The organism is Burkholderia sp. BCC1998 (assembly GCF_905339875.1).
Taxonomy (GTDB): Bacteria; Pseudomonadota; Gammaproteobacteria; order Burkholderiales; family Burkholderiaceae; genus Burkholderia.
Genome location: NZ_CAJPHE010000001.1, coordinates 645,159 through 665,097, shown reverse-complemented (window position 1 = coordinate 665,097; position 19,939 = coordinate 645,159). Strand labels below are relative to the sequence as shown.

Genomic DNA, 19,939 nt, shown 5'->3' with positions numbered 1-19,939 from the left:
GCCATGCCCGGCATCGCGTGGCACATCCTCGCGCGATGCCCGGACGGGATGCGGGAAGATTCTAATGGCTACCGTCGGCACAACATGGACAGGCGCCGGATTTTAGCAGCCCGCGCCACCCCGCGCTTGGCACCACGCGAAACGGACTACTGCGATTTCGGCAAAGCTGTGCGGCCGGGGAACCATTCCGGTGCCACCTCGTTCACGTTAGCGTAAGCACTTTGCAGGCGGATTGCAGTCTTGAAAATCAAACGTTTCGTGGAAATTTGTATGTCGATGCGAAGACATGCCCAATCGCCGTAAAGATCGGTAATTATTCGGCGATTAGATTGATTTTTGCAACAGTTGTCCGCGCCACCTTGCGCCCCTGAAAGGCGCATGGGTATCCGCGCGTCGCCAGCGCGTTCCGGAACCCTTTGGCAAAATCATCGCCATCTGTTGCGCATGCGCATCACCGCGCCCCTCCCTTCCGAAGGCCACCCCATGATTCCGTTTTCCGTACTCGATCTCGCCCCCATTCCCGCCGGCGCCGACGCCGCGCAGGCGTTCCGCAACACCGTCGATCTCGCGCAGCACGCGGAGCGCCTCGGTTATCGCCGCTACTGGCTCGCCGAACATCACAACATGCCCGGCATCGCGAGCGCGGCGACGGCCGTCGTGATCGGCCATGTGGCGGGTGCGACGAAGACGATCCGCGTCGGCTCGGGCGGGATCATGCTGCCGAACCATGCGCCGCTCGTGATCGCCGAGCAGTTCGGCACGCTCGCGTCGCTGTATCCGGGGCGCATCGACCTCGGGCTCGGCCGCGCGCCCGGCACCGACCAGACCACGTCGCGCGCGCTGCGCCGCGACCTGATCGGCAGCGCCGACTCGTTTCCGGACGACGTCGCCGAGCTGCAGCGCTACTTCGCGGAACCGGTGCCCGGCCAGCGCGTGCGCGCGGTGCCCGGCGCGGGGCTGGACGTGCCCGTGTGGCTGCTCGGTTCGAGCCTCTTCAGCGCGCAACTCGCCGCGATGCTCGGGCTGCCGTTCGCGTTCGCGTCGCACTTCGCGCCCGACTACCTGATGCGCGCGCTCGAAGTCTATCGCGCGCAGTACCGGCCGTCGGCCGCGTGGCCGAAGCCGCATGCGATGGTCGGCGTCAACGTGTTCGCGGCCGATACCGACGACGAGGCGCGGCGCCTCTTCACGTCGCTGCAGCAGCAGTTCATCAACCTGCGCCGCGGCACGCCCGGCAAGCTGCCGCCGCCCGTCGACGCGCTCGAGGCGAGCGAATTCGAACTCGCGAACGTCGCGCATGCGCTGTCGTTCGCGGCCGTCGGCTCGCGCGACACGGTGCGCGACAAGCTGCGCGACCGGATCGCGCAAACCGGCGCGGACGAGGTGATCATCACCGCGCAGATCTACGATCACGCCGCGCGCGTGCGCTCGTTCGAGCTGGCCGCGCAGATCCGCGACGAACTCGCGAACGAAACCCGCTGACCCGGCGGGCGACCCACCCAGGCGGGTGCGCCCGCCTGCGCGTCACTGCGGGTGCACCGCCCCCATCCCGTCGAGCAGCGCCTTGTGGAACGCGTCCGGATCCTGGATCTGCGGCGCGTGCCCGAGCGCCGGGAATTCGATGAGCTGCGCGCCGGGAATCGCCGCCTGCGTGCGTTTCGCGAGTTCCGGGTAACGGCCGAGCTTCGCGTGCACGTCCGGCGGCGCCACGTCCTTGCCGATCGCGGTCGTGTCCTTGTCGCCGATCAGCAGCAGCGTCGGCACGCGTATCGCGCCGAGTTCGTAGACCACCGGCTGGGTGAGGATCATGTCGTAGATCAGCGCCGAGTTCCACGCGACCGCGTCGCGGCCCGGGCCGCGATACATGCCGGCGAGCATCTGCACCCAGCGCTCGTAGGACGGCGCCCACTTGCCCGCGTAGTAGGTCGCCTGCTCGTAGCGGCGGATGCCGTCCGCCGTCGTCTTCTGCTCGCGTGCGTACCAGTAGTCGACCGACAGCGGCGGCACGCCGAGCGCCTTCCAGTCTTCGAGGCCGATCGGGTTCACCAGCACGAGCTGCTCGGTCGCCTTCGGGTACATCAGCGCGTAACGCATCGCGAGCATCCCGCCCGTCGAATGGCCGACGAGCGTCGCCGATTTCACGCCGACCGACTCGAGCAGCGCATGCGTGTTGCGCGCGAGCTGCTGGAAGCTGTACTGGTAGCGCTCGGGCTTCGACGACTTGCAGAAGCCGATCTGGTCCGGCGCGATCACGCGATAGCCGGCGCGGCTCAGCACGCCGATCGTGTCTTCCCAGGTCGCCGCGCAGAAGTTCTTCCCGTGCAGCAGCACGACGGTGCGGCCGTTCGGGTGCGCCGGCTGCACGTCCATGTACATCATCTCGAGGGTGTCGCGCTGCGACACGAACGCGTAGCGATGCACCGGCTCCGGATAGGCGAAGCCTTCCAGGCGGGGGCCGTACGCGGGCCCGTCGTTGCCGGCCGGTGCCGGGACGTTGGCCGCGACCGACGTCGCGCATGCGGCGGCGACGCTCGCGCCGAGCACGGCCGCGCGCGCGAGGGAGAACATCTTGCAATTCGAAGGCATGGCGCTCACGGTAATGGGAAATGCACGCGGTCAGCCGGGCGGCTTCACGCCCCGCGATTCTACGCGGTCGGGCTGACGACGGCGCGCAACACTCGTCGGCCGAGCGACTTCCGCGCACGCGACGAACTCGGGTATCGTGTGACGAGACCCTGAAACGCCTGCAGGCGAACGCTCATGAAAAACGTCCTCAGCATTCAGTCGCACGTCATCTACGGACACGCCGGCAACAGCGCGGCCGTGTTCCCGATGCAGCGCCTCGGCGTCAACGTCTGGCCGCTCAACACCGTCCAGCTGTCGAATCACATGCAGTACGGCCACTGGGCCGGCAGCGCGATCGACGCCGCGAAGATGGAGCAGCTGGTCGACGGCGTCGCCGCGATCGGCGCGCTCAAGCGCTGCGACGCGGTACTGTCCGGCTTCGTCGGCTCGCCGGCGCAGGCGCGCGCGACGGTCGAGATCGTGCGCTCGGTGAAGGCGATGAACCCGAACGCGTGGTACTTCTGCGATCCAGCGATGGGCCAGACGGGCGGCATCCGCCCCGAACCCGGCGTCGAGGAATTCATCGTCGCGGAGATGCCGGCGCTCGCGGACGGCATGTCGCCGAACCACACCGAGCTGCAGAAGCTCGCCGGGCGGCGCATCGAGACCGTCGCCGAAGCCGTCGACGCGTGCCGCGCGCTGATCCGCCGCGGGCCGAAAATCATCCTCGTCAAGCACCTGCACGACCGCAGCAGCCCGGCCGACCGCTTCAACATGCTCGCCGTCACCGAGACCGAAGCGTGGATCGGCCAGCGCCCGCTGTATGCGTTTCCGCGCCATCCGGTCGGTGTCGGCGACCTCACCAGCGCCATTTTCGTCGCGCGCCGGTTGCGCGGCGACTCGGTGCGCGCCGCGTTCGAGCACACGCTCGCGGCGGTGCACGCGGTCGTGAAGGCAACCTACGACGCACGCCGCTACGAGCTCGAACTCGTCGCCGCGCAGGACGAAATCGCGCGCCCGAGCGAATGGTTCGGCGCGTGGGTGACGGACGCCTGACGCCGCCGCATCCGCATCGCCGGCGCGCGTCAAGCGCCATTTGCTGTCCTGCTGTCCTGCTGTCCGCTTTCCCGCTTTCCCGCTTTCCCGCTATCCGCGTCCCCGCTGCCCGTTGCACCGCGACCGTCGGCCGTTGTCCGTTCAACGCCGCGCCTGCAAACGTTTCCGGACTTCACATGAATGACACCGATTTCTCGCTATGCTCGCGGCGGCACGACCCGGCGCAGCCGCATCCTGCGCCACGGGGCGCGTCCATTTTCCGCATGTCCCGCCAACCGGCTCCCCCCTTTAACGCACGATAACGACCATGACCCGATCGAACCGTCGTGACTTCCTGCGCGTCGCCGCCGGCACCGCCGGCGCAGCCGCGCTGAACCTGTTCCCGCCCGTGATCCGCGATGCGCTCGCCATCCCCGCGAACCGCCGTACCGGCACGATCCGCGATATCGAACACATCGTGATCCTGATGCAGGAGAACCGTTCGTTCGACCATTACTTCGGCACGATGCGTGGTGTCCGCGGATTCGGCGACCCGCGCCCGCTGCGCCTCGCGAACGGCAAGTCGGTGTTCCATCAGCCGGTCGGCCCGGCCGAGCTGCTGCCGTTCCACCCGGGCGCCGACAAGCTCGGCCTGCAGTTCCTGCAGGACCTGCCGCACGGCTGGCAGGACATGCACGCCGCATGGAACAAGGGCCGCTACGACCAGTGGGTGCCGAACAAGGGCACCACGACGATGGCGTACCTGAAGCGCGACGACATCCCGTTCCACTACCAGCTCGCCGACGCATTCACGATCTGCGACGCGTACCACTGCGCGATCCCGAGCTCGACCGACCCGAACCGCTACTACATGTGGACCGGCTACGTCGGCAATGACGGCACGGGCGGCGGCCCGGTGCTCGGCAACGAGGAAAAGGGCTACGGCTGGACGACCTATCCGGAAGTGCTCGAGCAGGCCGGCGTGTCGTGGAAGATCTACCAGGACGTCGGCACGGGGCTCGACGCGAACGGCTCGTGGGGCTGGACGCAGAACCCGTACATCGGCAACTACGGCGACAACGCGCTGCTCTACTTCAACCAGTACCGCAGCGCGCTGCCCGGCACGCCGCTGTACGACAAGGCGCGCACCGGCACCAACATCAGCGCCGGCGGCACGCTGTTCGACGTGCTGCAGCAGGACGTGAAGAACGGCACGCTGCCGCAGGTGTCGTGGATCTGCGCGCCGGAAGCGTACTCGGAGCACCCGAACTGGCCGGCGAACTACGGCGCGTGGTACATCGAGCAGGTGCTGAAGGTGCTCGTATCGAATCCGGACGTGTGGAGCAAGACCGCGCTCTTCATCACCTACGACGAGAACGACGGCTTCTTCGACCACGTGCCGCCGCCGTTCGCACCGCAGTCGCGCGACAACGGGCTGTCGACGGTCGCGACGACCAACGAGGCATTCGCCGGCGACGCGTCGCACATGGCCGGCCCGTACGGGCTCGGGCCGCGCGTGCCGATGCTGGTGGTGTCGCCGTGGACCAAGGGCGGCTGGGTCTGCTCGCAGACCTTCGATCACACGTCGCTGCTGCAATTCATCGAAGCACGCTTCGGCGCGCAGTACGCGGTCACCGCGGCGAACGTGTCGCCGTGGCGCCGCACGGTGTGCGGCAACCTGACGTCCGCGTTCGACTTCGCGACGCCCGACGCAAGCTGGCCGCAGCTCCCGGACACGAGCGGCTACGCGCCGCCCGACCGCAACCGTCACCCCGACTACATCCCGGTGCCGCCGGTCGTCCAGCATCTGCCGAAGCAGGAGGCCGGCCTGCGTCCGGCGCGCGCGCTGCCGTACGAACTGTTCGTGCACGGCCGGATCGACAATGCGAGCGGCCAGTTCCGGCTGACCTTCGCGAACACCGGCACCGCGGGCGCGGCGTTCCAGGTCCAGGCGCGCAATCGTGTCGACGGCCCGTGGACCTACACGGTCGACGCCGGCAAGCGGGTTTCCGACCTGTGGAGCGCGGCGCCGTCGCTCGGCCTGTACGACCTCGACGTGTACGGTCCGAACGGCTTCTACTGCCACTTCCGCAGCCCCGCGGCGACGGCGGTCGGCCCCGCGAGCATCAACCCCGAGGTGGTCTACGGCTACGACGTCGCGAACGGCAACATCACGCTGCGCCTGATGAACCGCGGCCACCAGGCCGTGCGGCTCAAGGTGACGAGCGCATACGGCCACGGCCATGCGCGCGAGTTCGACCTCAAGCCGGGTACGCACGTCGACGACTACTGGGATCTGCGCGGCAGCCACGGCTGGTACGACCTGACCGTCAGCGACGGCCGCCCGCTCGGCTTCCTGCGCCGTTTCGCGGGCCACGTGGAGACCGGCCGCCCGAGCACGAGCGACCCGGCGATCCGCACGAGCGCGTCGCATGACGACGCCGAAGCCGCGTCGGACGCCCTCTCCGACTGACGACGGCGAACGCGGCGCGGCCCCCTCTGGGGGTTGCGCCGCCCGCCCGCACCCGCCTCCCGTCCGTTCGTGACGGGAAACTCCCGATACCGGCCGCCCGCGCTCGCGCGGAAGCTATGCGCAAATCCGCATCGAATGCGCGGCAAATTGCCAAGACCCGCGCATATCGGCGACCTATATATCGAGACGATCGGGGCTCCTCGCAGAGCCTGACGGGAGGTCCTTTCCGGGAAGCATCAGCAAGCCGACCTCCACGTCCGATTCCGAGAAGCGGTCGAACCGCCCGCCCGTCGCACGCGCCCGGCCCGCCGGCTGCGTGCGGTACCCACCCGCTGGTGTTAGAACAAGAGGAACGAACATGACATTCCGTCATTCCCTGTTGTCGGTATCGGTCGTATCCGCGGTAGCCCTTCTCTCGCAACACGCCGCCCAGGCCGCCGACGCGTCCGACGTGAAGGTCGGCTTTGCCGCGCCGCTCACCGGCGTGAACGCCGGCTACGGCAAGGATCTCCAGAACGGCGTGCAGCTCGCGCTCGACGACGCCGCCGCGCAGAAGGTGCAGATCGCCGGCAAGCCCGTGCATTTCGACCTGGTCGTGCAGGACGACCAGGCCGACCCGCGCATCGGCGTGCAGGCCGCGCAGGCGCTCGTCGACCAGAACGTGTCGGTGGTGGTCGGCCACTTCAACTCGGGCACGACGATTCCGGCGTCGGTGGTCTACGACAAGGCCGGCATTCCGGTGATCGACCCGGCCGCGACCAACCCGACGCTCACGTCGCGCGGGCTCGCGAACATGTTCATGGTGATCGCGACCGACGGCCAGAACGCCGGCAACGCGGGCAAGTACGCGGTCGACGTGACCAAGGCGAAGCGCATCGCGATCATCGACGACCGCACCGCGTTCGGCCAGGGTGAGGCGGACGAGTTCGAGAAGGCCGTGAAGGCGGCCGGCGGCAACATCATCGGCCGCGAGTTCACCAGCAACCAGGCGGTCGACTTCCGCGCGCAGATCACGAGCCTGAAGGGCAAGAACCCCGACCTGATCTTCTTCGGCGGTCTCGACTCGCTCGCCGCGAACTTCATCAAGCAGATGCGCCAGCTCGGGCTGAACGCGCAGTTCGTCGGCGGCGGCGGTGTGAAGGACAACGAGTTCATCAAGATCGCCGGCCCGGCCGCGGAAGGCGCGATGGCGTGGGAATACGGGCGTCCGCTCGACGAGCTGCCGCAGGGCAAGGATTTCGAGCAGCGCTTCAAGAAGCGCTTCGGCGTCGACGTGCTGTCGTACGCGCAGTTCGGCTACGACGCGGCTTGGGCGGCGATCAAGGCGATGCAGGCGGCCAACTCGACCGACCCGAAGGTCTATCGCCCGGCGCTGAAGAAGGTCGACTTCGAAGGCGTGACCGGCCGCATCTCGTTCGCGAACGACGGGTCGCTGAAGAGCGGGATGTCGACGCTGTACCAGGTGAAGAGCGGCGCGTGGAAGACCATCGTGACGAAGGGGGGCTGATCGGGCAGGATCGGCGGTCCGGGTAGCCGGGCCGCGCCCGGGGCGCGGGCGACGGCGGGAACGCCGCCCCGGCGCCCCTCCCACGATGCAGGTGACCGGACGATCCGCAGCCGGCGCTAAAGCGATCGGCGCAATCGCACCGATCTCATACGATGACTGATGTTGCGGCGATATTCGTCAAGGCCTGCGGCGCCGCGCAGGCCATGTCAGCGGCCACGCGTCAGCTGGCCTGCGTGTCGCGTTCCGCCTCGGCCGCCTCGTGCGCACGGCGCAGCCGCTCGCGGCTGTTGGTCAGGTGCGTGCGCATCGCGGCGCGCGCGGCTTCCGGGTCGTGACGCGCGATCGCCTCGTAAATGTCTTCATGCTCGTGATTGAGCCGGCCGACATAGCGCTCGAGGTCGTCGCCGGCGAAGCGCGCCGAATTCACGCGCGTGCGCGGAATGATCGACGCGCCGAGCTGCGTCATGATGTCGACGAAATAGCGGTTGCCGGTGGACTGCGCGATCTGCAGGTGGAACTGGAAATCGAGCGGTGCCGTGTCGCGGCCGCCGCCCGCCCCCGACGCGATCGCGTCGAGCGCACGCCGCAACGCGGCGAGGTCGGTATCGTTCGCACGCTGCGCGGCGAGGCTCGCGCATTCGCTTTCGAGGCTGATGCGCAGCTCGAGCACCGCCAGCACGTCGCGCAGCGTCGTGATGGTCGCGGGATCGATACCGAGCGCCTGCCGGCGCGCCGGCTCGAGCACGAAGCTGCCGATGCCGTGGCGCGTCTCGACGAGGCCGCTCGCCTGCATCCGCGAGATCGCTTCGCGCACGACCGTGCGGCTGACGCCCTGCGCCGCCATGACTTCGGTTTCGGTCGGCAGCTTGTCGCCGGGACGCAGCGTGCCGTTTTCGATCTGCGCGGTCAGCGCGTCGACGACATCTTGTGCGAGGCTGCGTGCGCGACGGCGCGGCGCTGCGGGAAGCGTGGGCACGGACATGAGGCCGGTTCCTTTTTGAATGATCGTAATGTGAGCCGAGGGTTTACGCGGGGTTTGAGCGAACGCCGATGATTCATTATACTGCGTCACAAGTCATCCGACGACTGATGATCGCGACACGGATCTCCTGTCGACCGAGGCTGGCGCTCCAGCGCTGCCCGGTCCCGTGGTTCGCGATCGGCCGGCATTCGCGCTTCTGCGCGGCTGCCGGCGCCCGGTTTCGCGACCGATCGAAGCGCGCTTGCGCGCGTGCTCCGGCCTGTCGCGACACCGGCATCGAGCGGGTCGCCCCCATCCTTTCGGGTTGCTGTCGACATGCGGGGCTTGCGCACCGCGCACGTCGGTTGTCGAATGATCGCACCTCCCGCCGCGCGCAGCAAAGATTTTGCCGCACGGCATTGCCCACTCTTTTGCCATCGCCGCCATGAACGCCGTCACTGCCTCGCCTTCCCATGACACGCCGCGCATCGTCGACCTGCAAGCCATTCCGGTCGCCGGCCACGACAGCATGCTGCTCAACCTGAGCGGCGCGCACGGCCCGTTCTTCACCCGCAACCTCGTGATCCTGAAGGACAGCGCGGGCCGGACCGGCGTCGGCGAGGTGCCGGGCGGCGAAAGCATCCGCCGCACGCTGGAGGACGCGCGCGCGCTCGTCGTCGGTCAGCCGGTCGGCAATTACCATGCGGTGCTCAACGACGTGCGGCGCACCTTTGCCGACCGCGACGCGAGCGGCCGCGGCCTGCAGACCTTCGACCTGCGCACCACGATCCACGCGGTCACCGCGCTCGAAGCCGCACTGCTCGACCTGCTCGGCCAGCATCTCGGCGTGCCCGTGGCGGCCCTCCTCGGCGAAGGGCAGCAGCGCGAGCGCGTCGAGATGCTCGGCTATCTGTTCTACATCGGCGATCGCACGCAAACTGCGCTGCCCTATCGCGACGGCCGCGGCGCGACCGACGACTGGACCCGCGTGCGCGACGAAGCCGCGCTGACGCCCGAGGCGGTCGTGCGCCTCGCCGAAGCCGCGCATGCGCGCTATGGGTTCAATGACTTCAAGCTGAAGGGCGGCGTGTTCGAAGGCGCGCGCGAGGTCGACGCCGTGACGGCGCTTGCCGAGCGCTTCCCCGGAGCGCGCGTGACGCTCGATCCGAACGGCGCATGGTCGCTCGACGAGGCCGTGCGGCTGTGCCGCGACCTGCATCACGTGCTTGCGTATGCGGAAGACCCGTGCGGCGCGGAGAACGGTTATTCGGGCCGCGAGGTGATGGCCGAATTCCGCCGCTCGACCGGGCTGCCGACGGCCACCAACATGATCGCGACCGACTGGCGCCAGATGGGCCACGCGGTGCAGTTGCAGGCGGTCGACATCCCGCTCGCCGATCCGCACTTCTGGACGATGCAGGGCTCGGTGCGCGTCGCGCAGATGTGCCGCGACTGGGGCCTCACGTGGGGCTCGCATTCGAACAACCACTTCGACGTATCGCTCGCGATGTTCACGCACGTCGCGGCCGCCGCGCCCGGCCAGGTCACCGCGATCGACACGCACTGGATCTGGCAGGACGGCGAACGGCTGACGCGCGAGCCGCTGAAGATCGAGAACGGGCTCGTGGAAGTGCCGAAGCGCCCGGGCCTCGGGATCGACATCGACATGGAGGCGGTCGCGGTCGCGCACGAGCTGTACAAGCAGCACGGGCTCGGCGCGCGCGACGACGCGGCCGCGATGCAGTATCTGATTCCGGGGTGGACGTTCAACAACAAGCGCCCCTGCCTCGTGCGCTGAGCGCGGGACGAAACGGGCGGCGGATCCGCCCGGGCGACATGCGCGGCCGGCCGGGCCTGGCCGGCCGCACCTACCCGGCCAGCCCAATCCCCCGCGCCATCCCCGACGCGGCGAGCACGGTCACCATCACGAGCACGGCCTGCCAGTGGCCGATCCGCACGTAGGTCCGTGCGCGGCCCAGATCGGGCATCTGCTGCTGCCGCACGGCGATGCGCCAGCGGATCAGCCCGAGCATCGGCACGATCTCGAGCAGCAGGATCAGCACGAGCGCGGTCATCTTGAGGTGAAAGAGCGGCTGATGAAGGTAATACGCCGAGCCCTTCTCGAAGCCGCCGAATGCGCGCGTGAGCCCGGTCGCGATCAGTACCAGCGCGGACAATCCCCAGGCCGCGTCGGCCTTGAACACGCCGGGCAGGTCGGCGGCCTGCGCCGACGCGATGACCCGGCGCAGCGCACGGTTGCGTCCCGCGATCGCGGCGAACGCAACGCCGAATGCCATCAGGTGAACGGCTGCCAGCAACCAGCGGACGATCATTGCGCCTCCTTGTCGCCCGCGCGCCGCGCAGGCCTTGTCAGACGATCTGCTTGAGCGCCGCGTCGAGCGCGAGCACCGCGACGCGGTCGCCGTCGGTCGCAAGCGGCGCGCGCATCACGATCTGCCGGTTATGGCCGACGGCCGCCGGCGAATCCCACAGCAACTCGACCTTCGGCCGCCGGAACAGGCTGCCGCGACGCGGCGGCACGGCGGCGGCCGGCTGCGCGGTCTCGTCGCCGGTCGCGGGCGCGACCCGGCCGGGCCAGCGCACCGACAGTTCGCGCGCGTCGTATTGACCGACCTTGCGGCTTTCCATCCAGACGATCGCGGTACGCGTGAGCGTATCGAGCGAGATCGCGTAGCGGCCGACCGCGAAGCGGCGCGCGGCCACGTTGGTGCGCCACAGCGGCCGCGGGCGGCACATCCAGACGATCGCCGCATACAGCGCCGGCGCGGCGACGAGCCAGCCGTTGGTCGCCGTCACCGCGTGCAGCGCGCGGCGCCAGCCGGCCGCCCACGCGAACGCGCCGATCGACCACACGGCAAACAGGAAACCGATCAGCGCGAAGACCCGCAGCGCCTGGCGCAGCCACTGCGGCAGCGGATGGAACGGCCGCTCGGCGCGCGCGACGGCGCCCGGCAGCGCGAGCAGCAGGAAGATCAGGACGAGATAGACGAACGCCCAGGGCGACGACACCATCGCCGACAGCGACGCGCGATAGCCCATTTCGGACATCGAGAACAGCCAGCGCGCGAGCAGCACGAGACCGATCGCGCGCAACGCGAAGATCACGCCGGCGCCGGGGGCCGGTGCTGCGCGCGTGGTTTTCGTTCTCGCCAAGACTGCTCTCCTCTCGATGTTCGTGCGGGGCCGGATTTCACGGCACGGCCATTATAGGGACATTACCGTCTGGACAGACGGCCGGATGGCGTGCCGGACCGCTTCCGCGGCCGTTCGCGGCGCCGGGCGCGGCGAGAATACAACAGATCCGCGCCGCAGATGTGACAACGCCCCGCCGGAGACCCGGACGGGGCGTCGATGACGGGGCCTCAGCCGCGGTGCGGCCGGCGGCCCGGCATCAGCCTGCGTTGACTTCGCGCAGGACGGTGCGGCGCTTCTGGCGCAGCAGTTCCTCGTAGCCCTTCACGTAGTTCTGCGCCATCACCTTCGACGAGAAACGGGCTTCGAACGCGGCGCGCACCTTCTCGCGCGGCAGCGTATCGAGGCGCTTGAGCGCCGCGACGGCCGACAGTTCGTCTTCGACGACGAAGCCCGACACGCCGTTCTCGATCACTTCCGGCACCGAGCCGCGCTTGAACGCGATCACCGGCGTGCCGCACGCCATCGCCTCGATCATCACCAGGCCGAAGGGCTCCGGCCAGTCGATCGGGAACAGCAGCGCGTGCGCGTTGCCCAGGAATTCGGTCTTTTCCGACTCGCTGATTTCGCCGATGTACTCGACGTGCGGCAGCGCGAACAGCGGCTTGATCTTCTCTTCGTAGTACGCGCGGTCAGCCTTGTCGAGCTTCGCAGCGATCTTGATCGGCAGGCCGGCCTGCTCGGCGATGCGGATCGCGGTGTCGACGCGCTTCTCCGGCGAGATGCGGCCGAGGAACGCGAGGTAGCTCGGCTTCACGTTCGGGATCGGCGTCAGCAGGTTTTCCGGCAGGCCGTGGTACACGGTCGACAGCCAGTTCGCCTGCGGCAGCGGGATGCGCTGGTTGTCGGAGATCGACACGACCGGCACGTCGCTGAACGCATTGAAGATCGGCTGCAGTTCCGGCAGGTCGAGACGGCCGTGCATCGTCGTCAGATGCGGGACCGGCTGGCGCGAGAACAGCGAGAACGGGTAGTAGTCGATGTGGCAGTGCAGCACGTCGAACTCTTCCGCGCGGCGGCGCACCTGCTCGAGGAGCAGCATGTGCGGAGCCATCACGTCGCGGATCGTCGGGTCGAGGCGCAGTGCCTGCGGCCAGCACGCTTCGAGCTTCGCCGACGTTTGCGAATCGCCGCTCGCGAAGAGCGTGACGTCATGCCCCATCTCGACAAGTGCTTCGGTGAGGTAGGACACCACTCGCTCGGTACCACCGTACAGTTTCGGGGGCACCGCTTCGTGCAACGGAGCGATTTGGGCGATTCGCATGCGTAACTCCTAAAAAATCGGCTAAAAACCAGGTATGGGTCGGCAACCTGCCGGCGGTCCGGGCTGGATGCATTTCATCCGAAAAATCGGACGAATCAGCCTGCCGGGGGCGTCGAACCCGCGCTGCTCAAGGAGCGTCGGCGACGCGACAGGCATAGAACGTTTGAAACGAAGACCCGTTGACAGGGGTTCGTAAAAACCTGGAATCGAACCCGGAGCCGATTATCTAGGGTTAATCCCGATACGGCGCACAACATTTCAAACTCTTTGCTTTGTTACAAAGGCGCAACACTTTGCAACCCGCGGACTTGGGTGTCCGTTCTAGAGTGGAAGGCTCTTTTTGGCGTTCCGAGTCATCCGCCACGGCCGGCATCGTGATTCCGGTGCACGCGGCAGGACGGATGCCGGATTTTATCTCAAAATTGATCGCGCGCCCCTGACCAAGGCAAGATTCGCGCTGCGCAATGCACGGCCTTGTTTACAATGCCGGATTATTCAGTCCGGGCGGCCGTGGGCTGCGATCCTGACGATCCGCTCAACCACCGAATCACCGCACGCATATTTTGGAATCTCTCACCCCTGCCCAGCGCAACGCCCACAACGCGAAGCTGTCGAGCTACGCGCATCGGCCGATCGCGTTCCTGTTCCGCTACATCCGCCTGCATCCGGTCGCGCACCTGGTCGTGCTCTGCAGCGTGCTGGCCGCCGTCGGCTGCGCGCTCGGCTCGCAATACGCGATCAAGCACCTGATCGACGTGCTCGCGACCGGGCGCCATCATCCGGGCCCGCTGTGGAGCGCGTTCGCGCTGCTCGTCGGCCTGATCGCGGCCGACAACCTGCTGTGGCGCGTCGGCGGCTGGGCCGCCGCGCACACGTTCGTCGCGGTCACCGGCGACCTGCGGCGCGACCTGTTCCAGTACCTGATCGGCCATTCGCCGACCTACTACTCGGAAAAGCAGCCGGGCACGCTCGCGAGCCGCATCACCGCCACGTCGAACGCCGTCTATACGTCGGAGAACACGATGGCCTGGAACGTGCTGCCGCCGTGCATCGCGGTGATGGGCGCGATCCTGATGATCATCGTCGTGAACCCGCTGATGGCCGCCGGCCTGCTCGGCTGTTCGGCCGTGCTCTCCGTCGTGCTGTTCAAGCTCGCCGGGCGCGGCTCCGCGCGCCATCACGCGTTCGCGTCGAAAGCCGCCGCGGTCGACGGCGAGCTCGTCGACGTGATCGGCAACATGGGCCTCGTGCGCGCATTCGGGATGACGCTGCGCGAACAGAAGCGCTTCGGCGCGACGGTGAAGGCCGAGATGGACGCGCGCCAGCAAAGCCTGTTCTACCTCGAGAAGCTGCGCCTGCTGCACGCGGTGATCACCGCGATGCTGTCCGCCGGCCTGCTCGGCTGGGCGTTGTGGCTGTGGGACCAGGGCCGCGCGACCTCCGGCGACATCGTGCTCGTCAGCTCGCTCGGCTTCACGATCCTGCACGGCACCCGCGACCTCGCCGTCGCGCTCGTCGACGTCACGCAGCACGTGGCACGCCTGTCCGAAGCCGTGAAGACGCTGCTCGAGCCGCACGGGATGCCGGACCGCTCCGACGCGCAGCCGCTGTCGGCCAAGGGCGGCCGCGTCGATTTCGAACGCGTGACGTTCGCGTATCCGCATCGCCGCGCGATCCTCGACCACTTCGATCTCCATATCGAACCGGGCCAGCGCGTCGGCCTGATCGGCAAGTCGGGCGCCGGCAAGTCGACCGTGCTCGCGCTGCTGCAGCGCTTCTACGACACGCAGGACGGCGCCGTGATGGTCGACGGCCAGGACGTGAAGGCGATCACGCAGGACAGCCTGCGCCATGCGATCGCGCTCGTGCCGCAGGACATCTCGCTGCTGCACCGGACCATCTACGACAACATCGCGTACGGCCGCCCCGAGGCGACCCGCGAGGAAGTGCTCGCCGCCGCGCGCGACGCCCGCTGCTCGGAGTTCATCGAGGCGATGCCGGAAGGCTATGACACGATCGTCGGCGACCGCGGCGTGAAACTGTCGGGCGGCCAGCGCCAGCGCATCGCGATCGCGCGCGCGATCCTGAAGGACGCGCCGATCCTGCTGCTCGACGAAGCGACCTCCGCACTCGACAGCGCATCCGAGGAAGCGATCCAGAGCGCGCTCGACCGCCTGATGGTCGGCCGCACGGTGATCGCGATCGCGCACCGGCTGTCGACGCTGCGCAACTTCGACCGGATCATCGTGATGAGCAACGGCAAGGTGATCGACGACGGCAGCCCCGACGTGCTGCGCAATCGTCCGGGCCTGTACCGCGACCTGCTCGCGAAGCAGCACGGCCGCCATCACGCCCCCGACGGCACCGCGCCGACCGGCGAACGCGTGGCCTGACGCCGCCCAGGCAGCATCCCGTCCTGGCAGCCGATAAAAAAAGCCGCCGTGCGCGAAGCACGGCGGCTTTTTTTCACGGCATCGCGCGACCGTCGCCGCGCTGCACGCGGATCACACGCGCTGCAGGTCGCGCAGGAAGTTGTCGCGCCACACCGACACGTTGTTCTCGCGCAGCTGCGCGATCATGTCCGCATAACGCGCGCGCCGCTCCGCGAGCGGCATCGTCAGCGCCTGCGACAGCGCATCGGCCATCCCGTCGATGTCGATCGGATTGACGATCAACGCGCCCGTCAGCTCGCGCGCGGCGCCCGCGAAGCGCGACAACACCAGCACGCCCGGATCGTCCGGATTCTGCGCGGACACGTACTCCTTCGCGACCAGGTTCATCCCGTCGCGCAGCGGCGTCACGAAGCCCACGCGTGCGAGGCGATACAGTGCGGCCAGCACCTGCCGATCGTACTGGCGGTGGATGTAGAGGATCGGCGCCCAGTCGAGCTCCGCATAGCGGCCGTTGATGCGCCCCGACTCCGCTTCGAGCTGCAGGCGGATGTCCTGGTACGCGCGCAGGTCGGCGCGCGTCGACGGCGCGATCTGCAGGAACGACACGCGGTTGCGGATCGAGGTCTGGTGCTCCAGCAGCTTCTCGAACGCGCGGAACCGCTCGACGAGCCCCTTCGAATAATCGAGCCGGTCGACGCTCATGATCAGTTGGCGCCCGCGCAGCGACGTGGCCATGCGCGCGGCCTTGCCGTGCTCGCCCGCCTGCGCGAGCGACGCGATCTCGTCCGGATACACGCCGATCGGATAGGCGGCCGCGCGCAGCGTGTTGCCGAACGCGCTCACGCGCACCGTGTGCCCTTCGCGCGCCACTTCGCCGCCGGCCTCGAACTCGATGTAGTCGCAGAACGCGCGCAGGTCCGGCTCGGTCTGGAAGCCGAGCAGATCGAACGCGCACAGCGACTCGACGAGCTCGCGATGCGGCGGCACGTTGACGAGCACCTGCGCGGCCGGAAACGGAATGTGCAGGAAAAAGCCGATGCGGTTCTTCACGCCGGCCGCACGCAGCGCACGCGCGAACGGGATCAGGTGATAGTCGTGCACCCAGATCACGTCGTCGTCCTGCAGCAGCGGCACGAGCTGCTGCGCGAGCCAGACGTTCACGCGGCCGTAGCCGTCGAACTCGTGGCGGTCGTACTGGATCAGGTCCGCGCGGTAATGGAACGCGGGCCACAGCGTCGCGTTCGAGAACCCGCGGTAGTACTGGTCGTAATCGCGGCGCGACAGCCCGACGGTCGCGAACGTCACGGGGCCGCGCTCCTCGATGCGGATCTGCGGCGCACCGGACGCGACCACCTCGCCGCTCCAGCCGAACCACATGCCGCCCGTCTCCTTCAGCGCATCGTAGACGCCGATCGCGAGACCGCCCGCCGCCGGCTCGCCTTCCGAAATCGGGGCGACGCGGTTCGAAACGATAATGAGTCGACTCATGCGCCCTGCTGCTCCGCGCCGAGCCAGCGGGCGATCTGCGCGTGCAGCGCGTCGACCGAGTCGAGCCGCGTGCGGGCCGACGTCTCGCCCGCGCCGACCTTGATCGACAGGCCGCCGCGCGCGTTGACCACCGCGAAGCCCTTCTCGTCGGTCAGGTCGTCGCCCGCGAACAGCGGCACGCGGCCCGCGAACGGCGGCTCGTCGAGGAACGCGGCCAGCGCGCGCCCCTTGTCGACGCCCTTCGGCTTGATCTCGAACACCATCTTGCCGGGCTGCAGCACGTACGCATCCGCGTATTCGGCGACGAGGCGCTCGGCCGCCGCGCGCGCGGCGGGCTCGCGCTCGGGCGCGTTGCGGTAGTGCAGCGCGACGGCCGCCCCCTTGATTTCGAGCAGCATGCCCGGATGACGGTCGACGACGGCCGCGAGCTCGCGCTCGATGCGCAGCAGCCGTTCGTCGTTGAAGCCGATGCGCTGCGTGTCGCCGTTCGCGTCGCGCCGCTCGGCGCCGTGCAGGCCGGCGATCGGCAGGTCCGGCATGTTCAGGAACGTGTCGAGGTTGTCGATGCCGCGCCCCGACACGATGGCGACTGCACCGTGCGAACGGCGCCGCAGTTCATCGAGCAGCGTCAGCAGCGACGGCGGCACGTGAATGCTGTCGGGCGTCGGCGCCAGCTCGACGAGCGTGCCGTCGAAGTCGAAAAAGAACGCGGTATCGGTCAGGGACAGGGAAGCCGGAACGGATTGCATCGATTCGATGGTCTGAGAGCGGCCTGCCAACGCGGGGGCCGCCGCTGCGAGAATGGAATTGTGCGCATCTTACCGCGCCTGCGTACCGAGATGGGCGAAACCGGTGCGGGGCTTGCCTCGCGCCGCCGCCCGCGTCAACTGCGACATATTGCCCCGCTCGCCCGTGCCGTACGGGTTTCGAAAGGACGCGGGCGCGGGAATTGCGCTACAGTCGGCAACCGCCGGCCGCGCGACGCATGGCGCCGCGCCGGCCGACGACCGTTCCGTCCGATCGAGCCCCAGGATGTCGTCTGCCCGTCCCGCGCCGCACTGGCGCTTCCTCAGCCTGACCCGCCTCGTCCGCGCTGCCGCGGCGCTGACCGCCGCCGTCGCGCTCGCGGCCTGCACGCACGACGAGCCGGGCTGGCGCCTGACCAACGTCACGGGCCACCTGCCCGACCTGTCGTTCACGCTCACCGGCGGCGACGGCCGCCCGGTCGACGCGAACGCGTTTCGCGGCCGCATCGCGCTCGTCTACTTCGGCTACACGCACTGTCCCGACGTCTGCCCCGAAACGATGGCGCGGCTGATGGAAGTGCTCGCGAAGCTCGGCCCGCAGGCGAACGGCGTGCGCATCCTGTTCGTCTCGGTCGATCCCGCGCGCGACACGCCGCAGGCGATGCAGTCGTACGTCGCCGCGTTCGATGCCGCACACGCACGCGGCCTGACCGGCACCGACGGCCAGATCGAATCGCTCGCGAAACGCTATCGGGTCGCGTACCAGATGGAAAAACGCGACCCGTCCGGCGGCTACGAAGTCACGCACAGCTCGGCCGTGTACATCTTCGACGCGACCGGCCGCGCGCGCCTGCTCGCGACCGACCGCGATTCGCCCGACGCGATCGCCGCCGATGTACGCCGGATCATCGACACTGCCTCCACCTCCTCCTGAATTCCGAACTCCGACATCTCCGACATGAAGACGACCCTCAAGACGCTCGCCCTCCTCGCCGCGCTGTGCACCGCTGCGCAAGCCTGTGCCGCGGGCGCGATCACCGCGCAGAATGCATGGGTGCGCTGGCTGCCGAACCGGCTGCCCGCGGGCGGCTACGTGACGCTCGTCAACACGGGCGACAAGCCGGTCGATCTCGTCGACGTCGACAGCCCCGACTACGGGATGGCGATGCTGCACCAGACCGTGTCGAACGGCTCGACGCAGAAGATGGAAATGGTCGACAAGCTGACGATCCCCGCGCGCGGCAAGGTCGACATCGCACCGGGCGGCTATCACTTCATGCTCGAGGAACCGAAGCACGCGATCAAGCCCGGCGACACCGTGCGCCTGCGCCTGAAGTTCTCCGACGGCGAAACGGTCGACACGCCGTTCGCCGTGAAATCGCCGGCCCAGGCGAAGTGATGCGCGCGCGATGAACGTCCTGTACTGGCTCGATCCGTGGGAACCGTCGCCGACCGTGGTCATCGCGGTGCTGGCGGCCGCCGTGCTGTTCGCGCGCGGCGTGAAGAAGGCGAAGGTGTCGCCGCTGCGGCAGTTCTCGTTCTGGCTCGGGCTGACGGCGCTCTACATCGCGCTGCATACGCGGCTCGACTACTTCTTCGAGCACGAATTCTTCCTGCACCGCGCGCAGCACCTGGTGCTGCATCACCTCGGGCCGTTCTTCATCGCACTGGCCTACCCGGGCGCCGCGATCCGCGCGGGCATTCCGTTTCGCTGGCGGCAGCGCTTCGTGCGCCCCGCGCTCGCGTGGGCACCCGTGCGCGCGACGCTCGACGTGGTGTTCCATCCGGTCGTCGCGGTCGTGCTGTTCGTCGGGCTGATCTATTTCTGGCTGCTGTCGCCGATCCATTTCGTCGCGATGCTCGACTGGCGCCTGTATCGCGTGATGAACTGGAGCATGGTGATCGACGGGCTGCTGTTCTGGTGGCTCGTCGTCGATCCGCGTCCCGCGCCGCCCGCGCGGCTGTCGCCGGGCCGCCGGATCCTGATCGTCGTCGCGGCGATTCCGCCGCAGATCGCGCTCGGCGCGCTGATCTTCTTCACGCCGCACGAGCTGTATCCGATCTACTCGATCTGCGGACGCGCGTTCACGTGGCTCAGCCCGCTGCGCGACCAGCAGATCGGCGGCCTGCTGCTGTGGATTCCGGGTTCGATGATGAGCGTGATCGGCGCGCTGATCGCGCTGCGGCACTGGTTGCGGTTGTCCGCGCGCGGCCGCTTGATCGAAGAGCGGGCTGCCGCCCTGCACGCAGCACGCCCGCCGGTGACGCGCGCCGCCCACTGACGGCGCGCCGCG

Annotated in this window: 16 protein-coding genes; 9 read left to right on the top strand and 7 right to left on the bottom strand. The window is 68.5% G+C overall.

Annotated features, from left to right (window positions below; translation table 11 throughout):
- Window positions 1-483: 483 nt before the first annotated feature.
- On the top strand, window positions 484-1,482 hold the full coding sequence (locus U5A56_RS03115; protein WP_044849136.1) for an LLM class flavin-dependent oxidoreductase: 999 nt from the start codon (window positions 484-486) through the stop codon (window positions 1,480-1,482).
- A gap of 42 nt (window positions 1,483-1,524) precedes the next feature.
- On the opposite strand, the gene U5A56_RS03110 is transcribed toward U5A56_RS03115, so the two are convergent.
- A complete protein-coding gene (locus U5A56_RS03110) occupies window positions 1,525-2,586 on the bottom strand; it encodes an alpha/beta hydrolase (protein ID WP_321920894.1) in 1,062 nt (353 codons plus the stop codon).
- 174 nt (window positions 2,587-2,760) lie between these two features.
- On the opposite strand from U5A56_RS03110, the gene pdxY reads away from it, so the two are divergent.
- The 3 genes from pdxY to U5A56_RS03095 all read left to right on the top strand — a co-directional run bounded on the left by pdxY (window position 2,761) and on the right by U5A56_RS03095 (window position 7,580).
- A complete protein-coding gene (gene pdxY / locus U5A56_RS03105; RefSeq protein WP_044849114.1) occupies window positions 2,761-3,621 on the top strand; it encodes a pyridoxal kinase PdxY in 861 nt (286 codons plus the stop codon).
- 307 nt (window positions 3,622-3,928) lie between these two features.
- On the top strand, window positions 3,929-6,073 hold the full coding sequence (locus tag U5A56_RS03100; RefSeq protein WP_321920893.1) for a phosphocholine-specific phospholipase C: 2,145 nt from the start codon (window positions 3,929-3,931) through the stop codon (window positions 6,071-6,073).
- Between the two features lie 358 nt (window positions 6,074-6,431).
- Entirely contained in the window at window positions 6,432-7,580 is a 1,149-nt protein-coding gene (locus U5A56_RS03095) for a branched-chain amino acid ABC transporter substrate-binding protein (RefSeq protein ID WP_044844737.1), read from the top strand.
- A gap of 220 nt (window positions 7,581-7,800) precedes the next feature.
- On the opposite strand, the gene U5A56_RS03090 is transcribed toward U5A56_RS03095, so the two are convergent.
- The gene (locus U5A56_RS03090; RefSeq protein ID WP_321920892.1) at window positions 7,801-8,562 is read right to left on the bottom strand and encodes a FadR/GntR family transcriptional regulator; all 762 of its coding nucleotides are present in this window, start codon (window positions 8,560-8,562) and stop codon (window positions 7,801-7,803) included.
- Window positions 8,563-8,986: 424 nt separating this feature from the next.
- Here U5A56_RS03090 and gudD point away from each other — a divergent pair, with 424 nt between their 5' ends.
- Window positions 8,987-10,339, top strand: a complete 1,353-nt coding sequence (gudD, locus tag U5A56_RS03085; protein ID WP_321920891.1) for a glucarate dehydratase — start codon at window positions 8,987-8,989, stop codon at window positions 10,337-10,339.
- Between the two features lie 70 nt (window positions 10,340-10,409).
- On the opposite strand, the gene U5A56_RS03080 is transcribed toward gudD, so the two are convergent.
- The 3 genes from U5A56_RS03080 to U5A56_RS03070 form a co-directional block, all read right to left on the bottom strand.
- Window positions 10,410-10,874: a DUF2214 family protein gene (locus U5A56_RS03080; RefSeq protein ID WP_321920890.1), complete on the bottom strand. Its 465-nt coding sequence runs from the start codon at window positions 10,872-10,874 to the stop codon at window positions 10,410-10,412.
- Window positions 10,875-10,911: 37 nt separating this feature from the next.
- A complete protein-coding gene (locus U5A56_RS03075) occupies window positions 10,912-11,715 on the bottom strand; it encodes a hypothetical protein (RefSeq protein WP_321920889.1) in 804 nt (267 codons plus the stop codon).
- 238 nt (window positions 11,716-11,953) lie between these two features.
- Window positions 11,954-13,018, bottom strand: a complete 1,065-nt coding sequence (locus tag U5A56_RS03070; protein ID WP_044844742.1) for a glycosyltransferase family 4 protein — start codon at window positions 13,016-13,018, stop codon at window positions 11,954-11,956.
- A 563-nt stretch (window positions 13,019-13,581) separates the two neighbouring features.
- Between U5A56_RS03070 and U5A56_RS03065 the strand changes: the two genes are divergently transcribed.
- Window positions 13,582-15,411, top strand: a complete 1,830-nt coding sequence (locus U5A56_RS03065) for an ABC transporter ATP-binding protein (RefSeq protein WP_044844743.1) — start codon at window positions 13,582-13,584, stop codon at window positions 15,409-15,411.
- Between the two features lie 111 nt (window positions 15,412-15,522).
- Here the strand turns inward: U5A56_RS03065 and otsA are convergent, their stop codons facing one another.
- The gene (gene otsA, locus U5A56_RS03060; protein ID WP_321798481.1) at window positions 15,523-16,899 is read right to left on the bottom strand and encodes an alpha,alpha-trehalose-phosphate synthase (UDP-forming); all 1,377 of its coding nucleotides are present in this window, start codon (window positions 16,897-16,899) and stop codon (window positions 15,523-15,525) included.
- Entirely contained in the window at window positions 16,896-17,648 is a 753-nt protein-coding gene (gene otsB, locus U5A56_RS03055) for a trehalose-phosphatase (protein ID WP_321920888.1), read from the bottom strand. Before otsB ends, otsA begins: the two co-directional genes overlap by 4 nt.
- Before the next feature lie 283 nt (window positions 17,649-17,931).
- Here otsB and U5A56_RS03050 point away from each other — a divergent pair, with 283 nt between their 5' ends.
- Genes U5A56_RS03050 through U5A56_RS03040 form a run of 3 tightly spaced genes read left to right on the top strand, consistent with a single transcriptional unit; the run spans window position 17,932 to window position 19,927 of the window.
- Window positions 17,932-18,579, top strand: coding sequence for an SCO family protein (locus U5A56_RS03050; RefSeq protein ID WP_321920887.1), 648 nt, complete (start codon window positions 17,932-17,934; stop codon window positions 18,577-18,579).
- Window positions 18,580-18,603: 24 nt separating this feature from the next.
- On the top strand, window positions 18,604-19,044 hold the full coding sequence (locus U5A56_RS03045; RefSeq protein WP_321920886.1) for a copper chaperone PCu(A)C: 441 nt from the start codon (window positions 18,604-18,606) through the stop codon (window positions 19,042-19,044).
- A gap of 10 nt (window positions 19,045-19,054) precedes the next feature.
- Window positions 19,055-19,927 (top strand): cytochrome c oxidase assembly protein, encoded by an 873-nt coding sequence (locus tag U5A56_RS03040; protein ID WP_321821519.1) that lies wholly within the window; start codon window positions 19,055-19,057, stop codon window positions 19,925-19,927.
- Window positions 19,928-19,939 lie beyond the last annotated feature (12 nt).

Excerpts from the sequence above, each read along its gene's own strand:
- U5A56_RS03095 (WP_044844737.1), top strand. The coding sequence starts at position 6,432 with ATGACATTCCGTCATTCCCTGTTGTCGGTATCGGTCGTATCCGCGGTA.
- otsB (WP_321920888.1), bottom strand. The coding sequence starts at position 17,648 with ATGCAATCCGTTCCGGCTTCCCTGTCCCTGACCGATACCGCGTTCTTT.
- U5A56_RS03100 (WP_321920893.1), top strand. The coding sequence starts at position 3,929 with ATGACCCGATCGAACCGTCGTGACTTCCTGCGCGTCGCCGCCGGCACC.
- U5A56_RS03080 (WP_321920890.1), bottom strand. The coding sequence starts at position 10,874 with ATGATCGTCCGCTGGTTGCTGGCAGCCGTTCACCTGATGGCATTCGGC.
- U5A56_RS03050 (WP_321920887.1), top strand. The coding sequence starts at position 17,932 with ATGTCGTCTGCCCGTCCCGCGCCGCACTGGCGCTTCCTCAGCCTGACC.
- U5A56_RS03115 (WP_044849136.1), top strand. The coding sequence starts at position 484 with ATGATTCCGTTTTCCGTACTCGATCTCGCCCCCATTCCCGCCGGCGCC.
- U5A56_RS03090 (WP_321920892.1), bottom strand. The coding sequence starts at position 8,562 with ATGTCCGTGCCCACGCTTCCCGCAGCGCCGCGCCGTCGCGCACGCAGC.
- pdxY (WP_044849114.1), top strand. The coding sequence starts at position 2,761 with ATGAAAAACGTCCTCAGCATTCAGTCGCACGTCATCTACGGACACGCC.
- gudD (WP_321920891.1), top strand. The coding sequence starts at position 8,987 with ATGAACGCCGTCACTGCCTCGCCTTCCCATGACACGCCGCGCATCGTC.
- U5A56_RS03070 (WP_044844742.1), bottom strand. The coding sequence starts at position 13,018 with ATGCGAATCGCCCAAATCGCTCCGTTGCACGAAGCGGTGCCCCCGAAA.
- U5A56_RS03040 (WP_321821519.1), top strand. The coding sequence starts at position 19,055 with ATGAACGTCCTGTACTGGCTCGATCCGTGGGAACCGTCGCCGACCGTG.
- U5A56_RS03045 (WP_321920886.1), top strand. The coding sequence starts at position 18,604 with ATGAAGACGACCCTCAAGACGCTCGCCCTCCTCGCCGCGCTGTGCACC.
- otsA (WP_321798481.1), bottom strand. The coding sequence starts at position 16,899 with ATGAGTCGACTCATTATCGTTTCGAACCGCGTCGCCCCGATTTCGGAA.
- U5A56_RS03110 (WP_321920894.1), bottom strand. The coding sequence starts at position 2,586 with ATGCCTTCGAATTGCAAGATGTTCTCCCTCGCGCGCGCGGCCGTGCTC.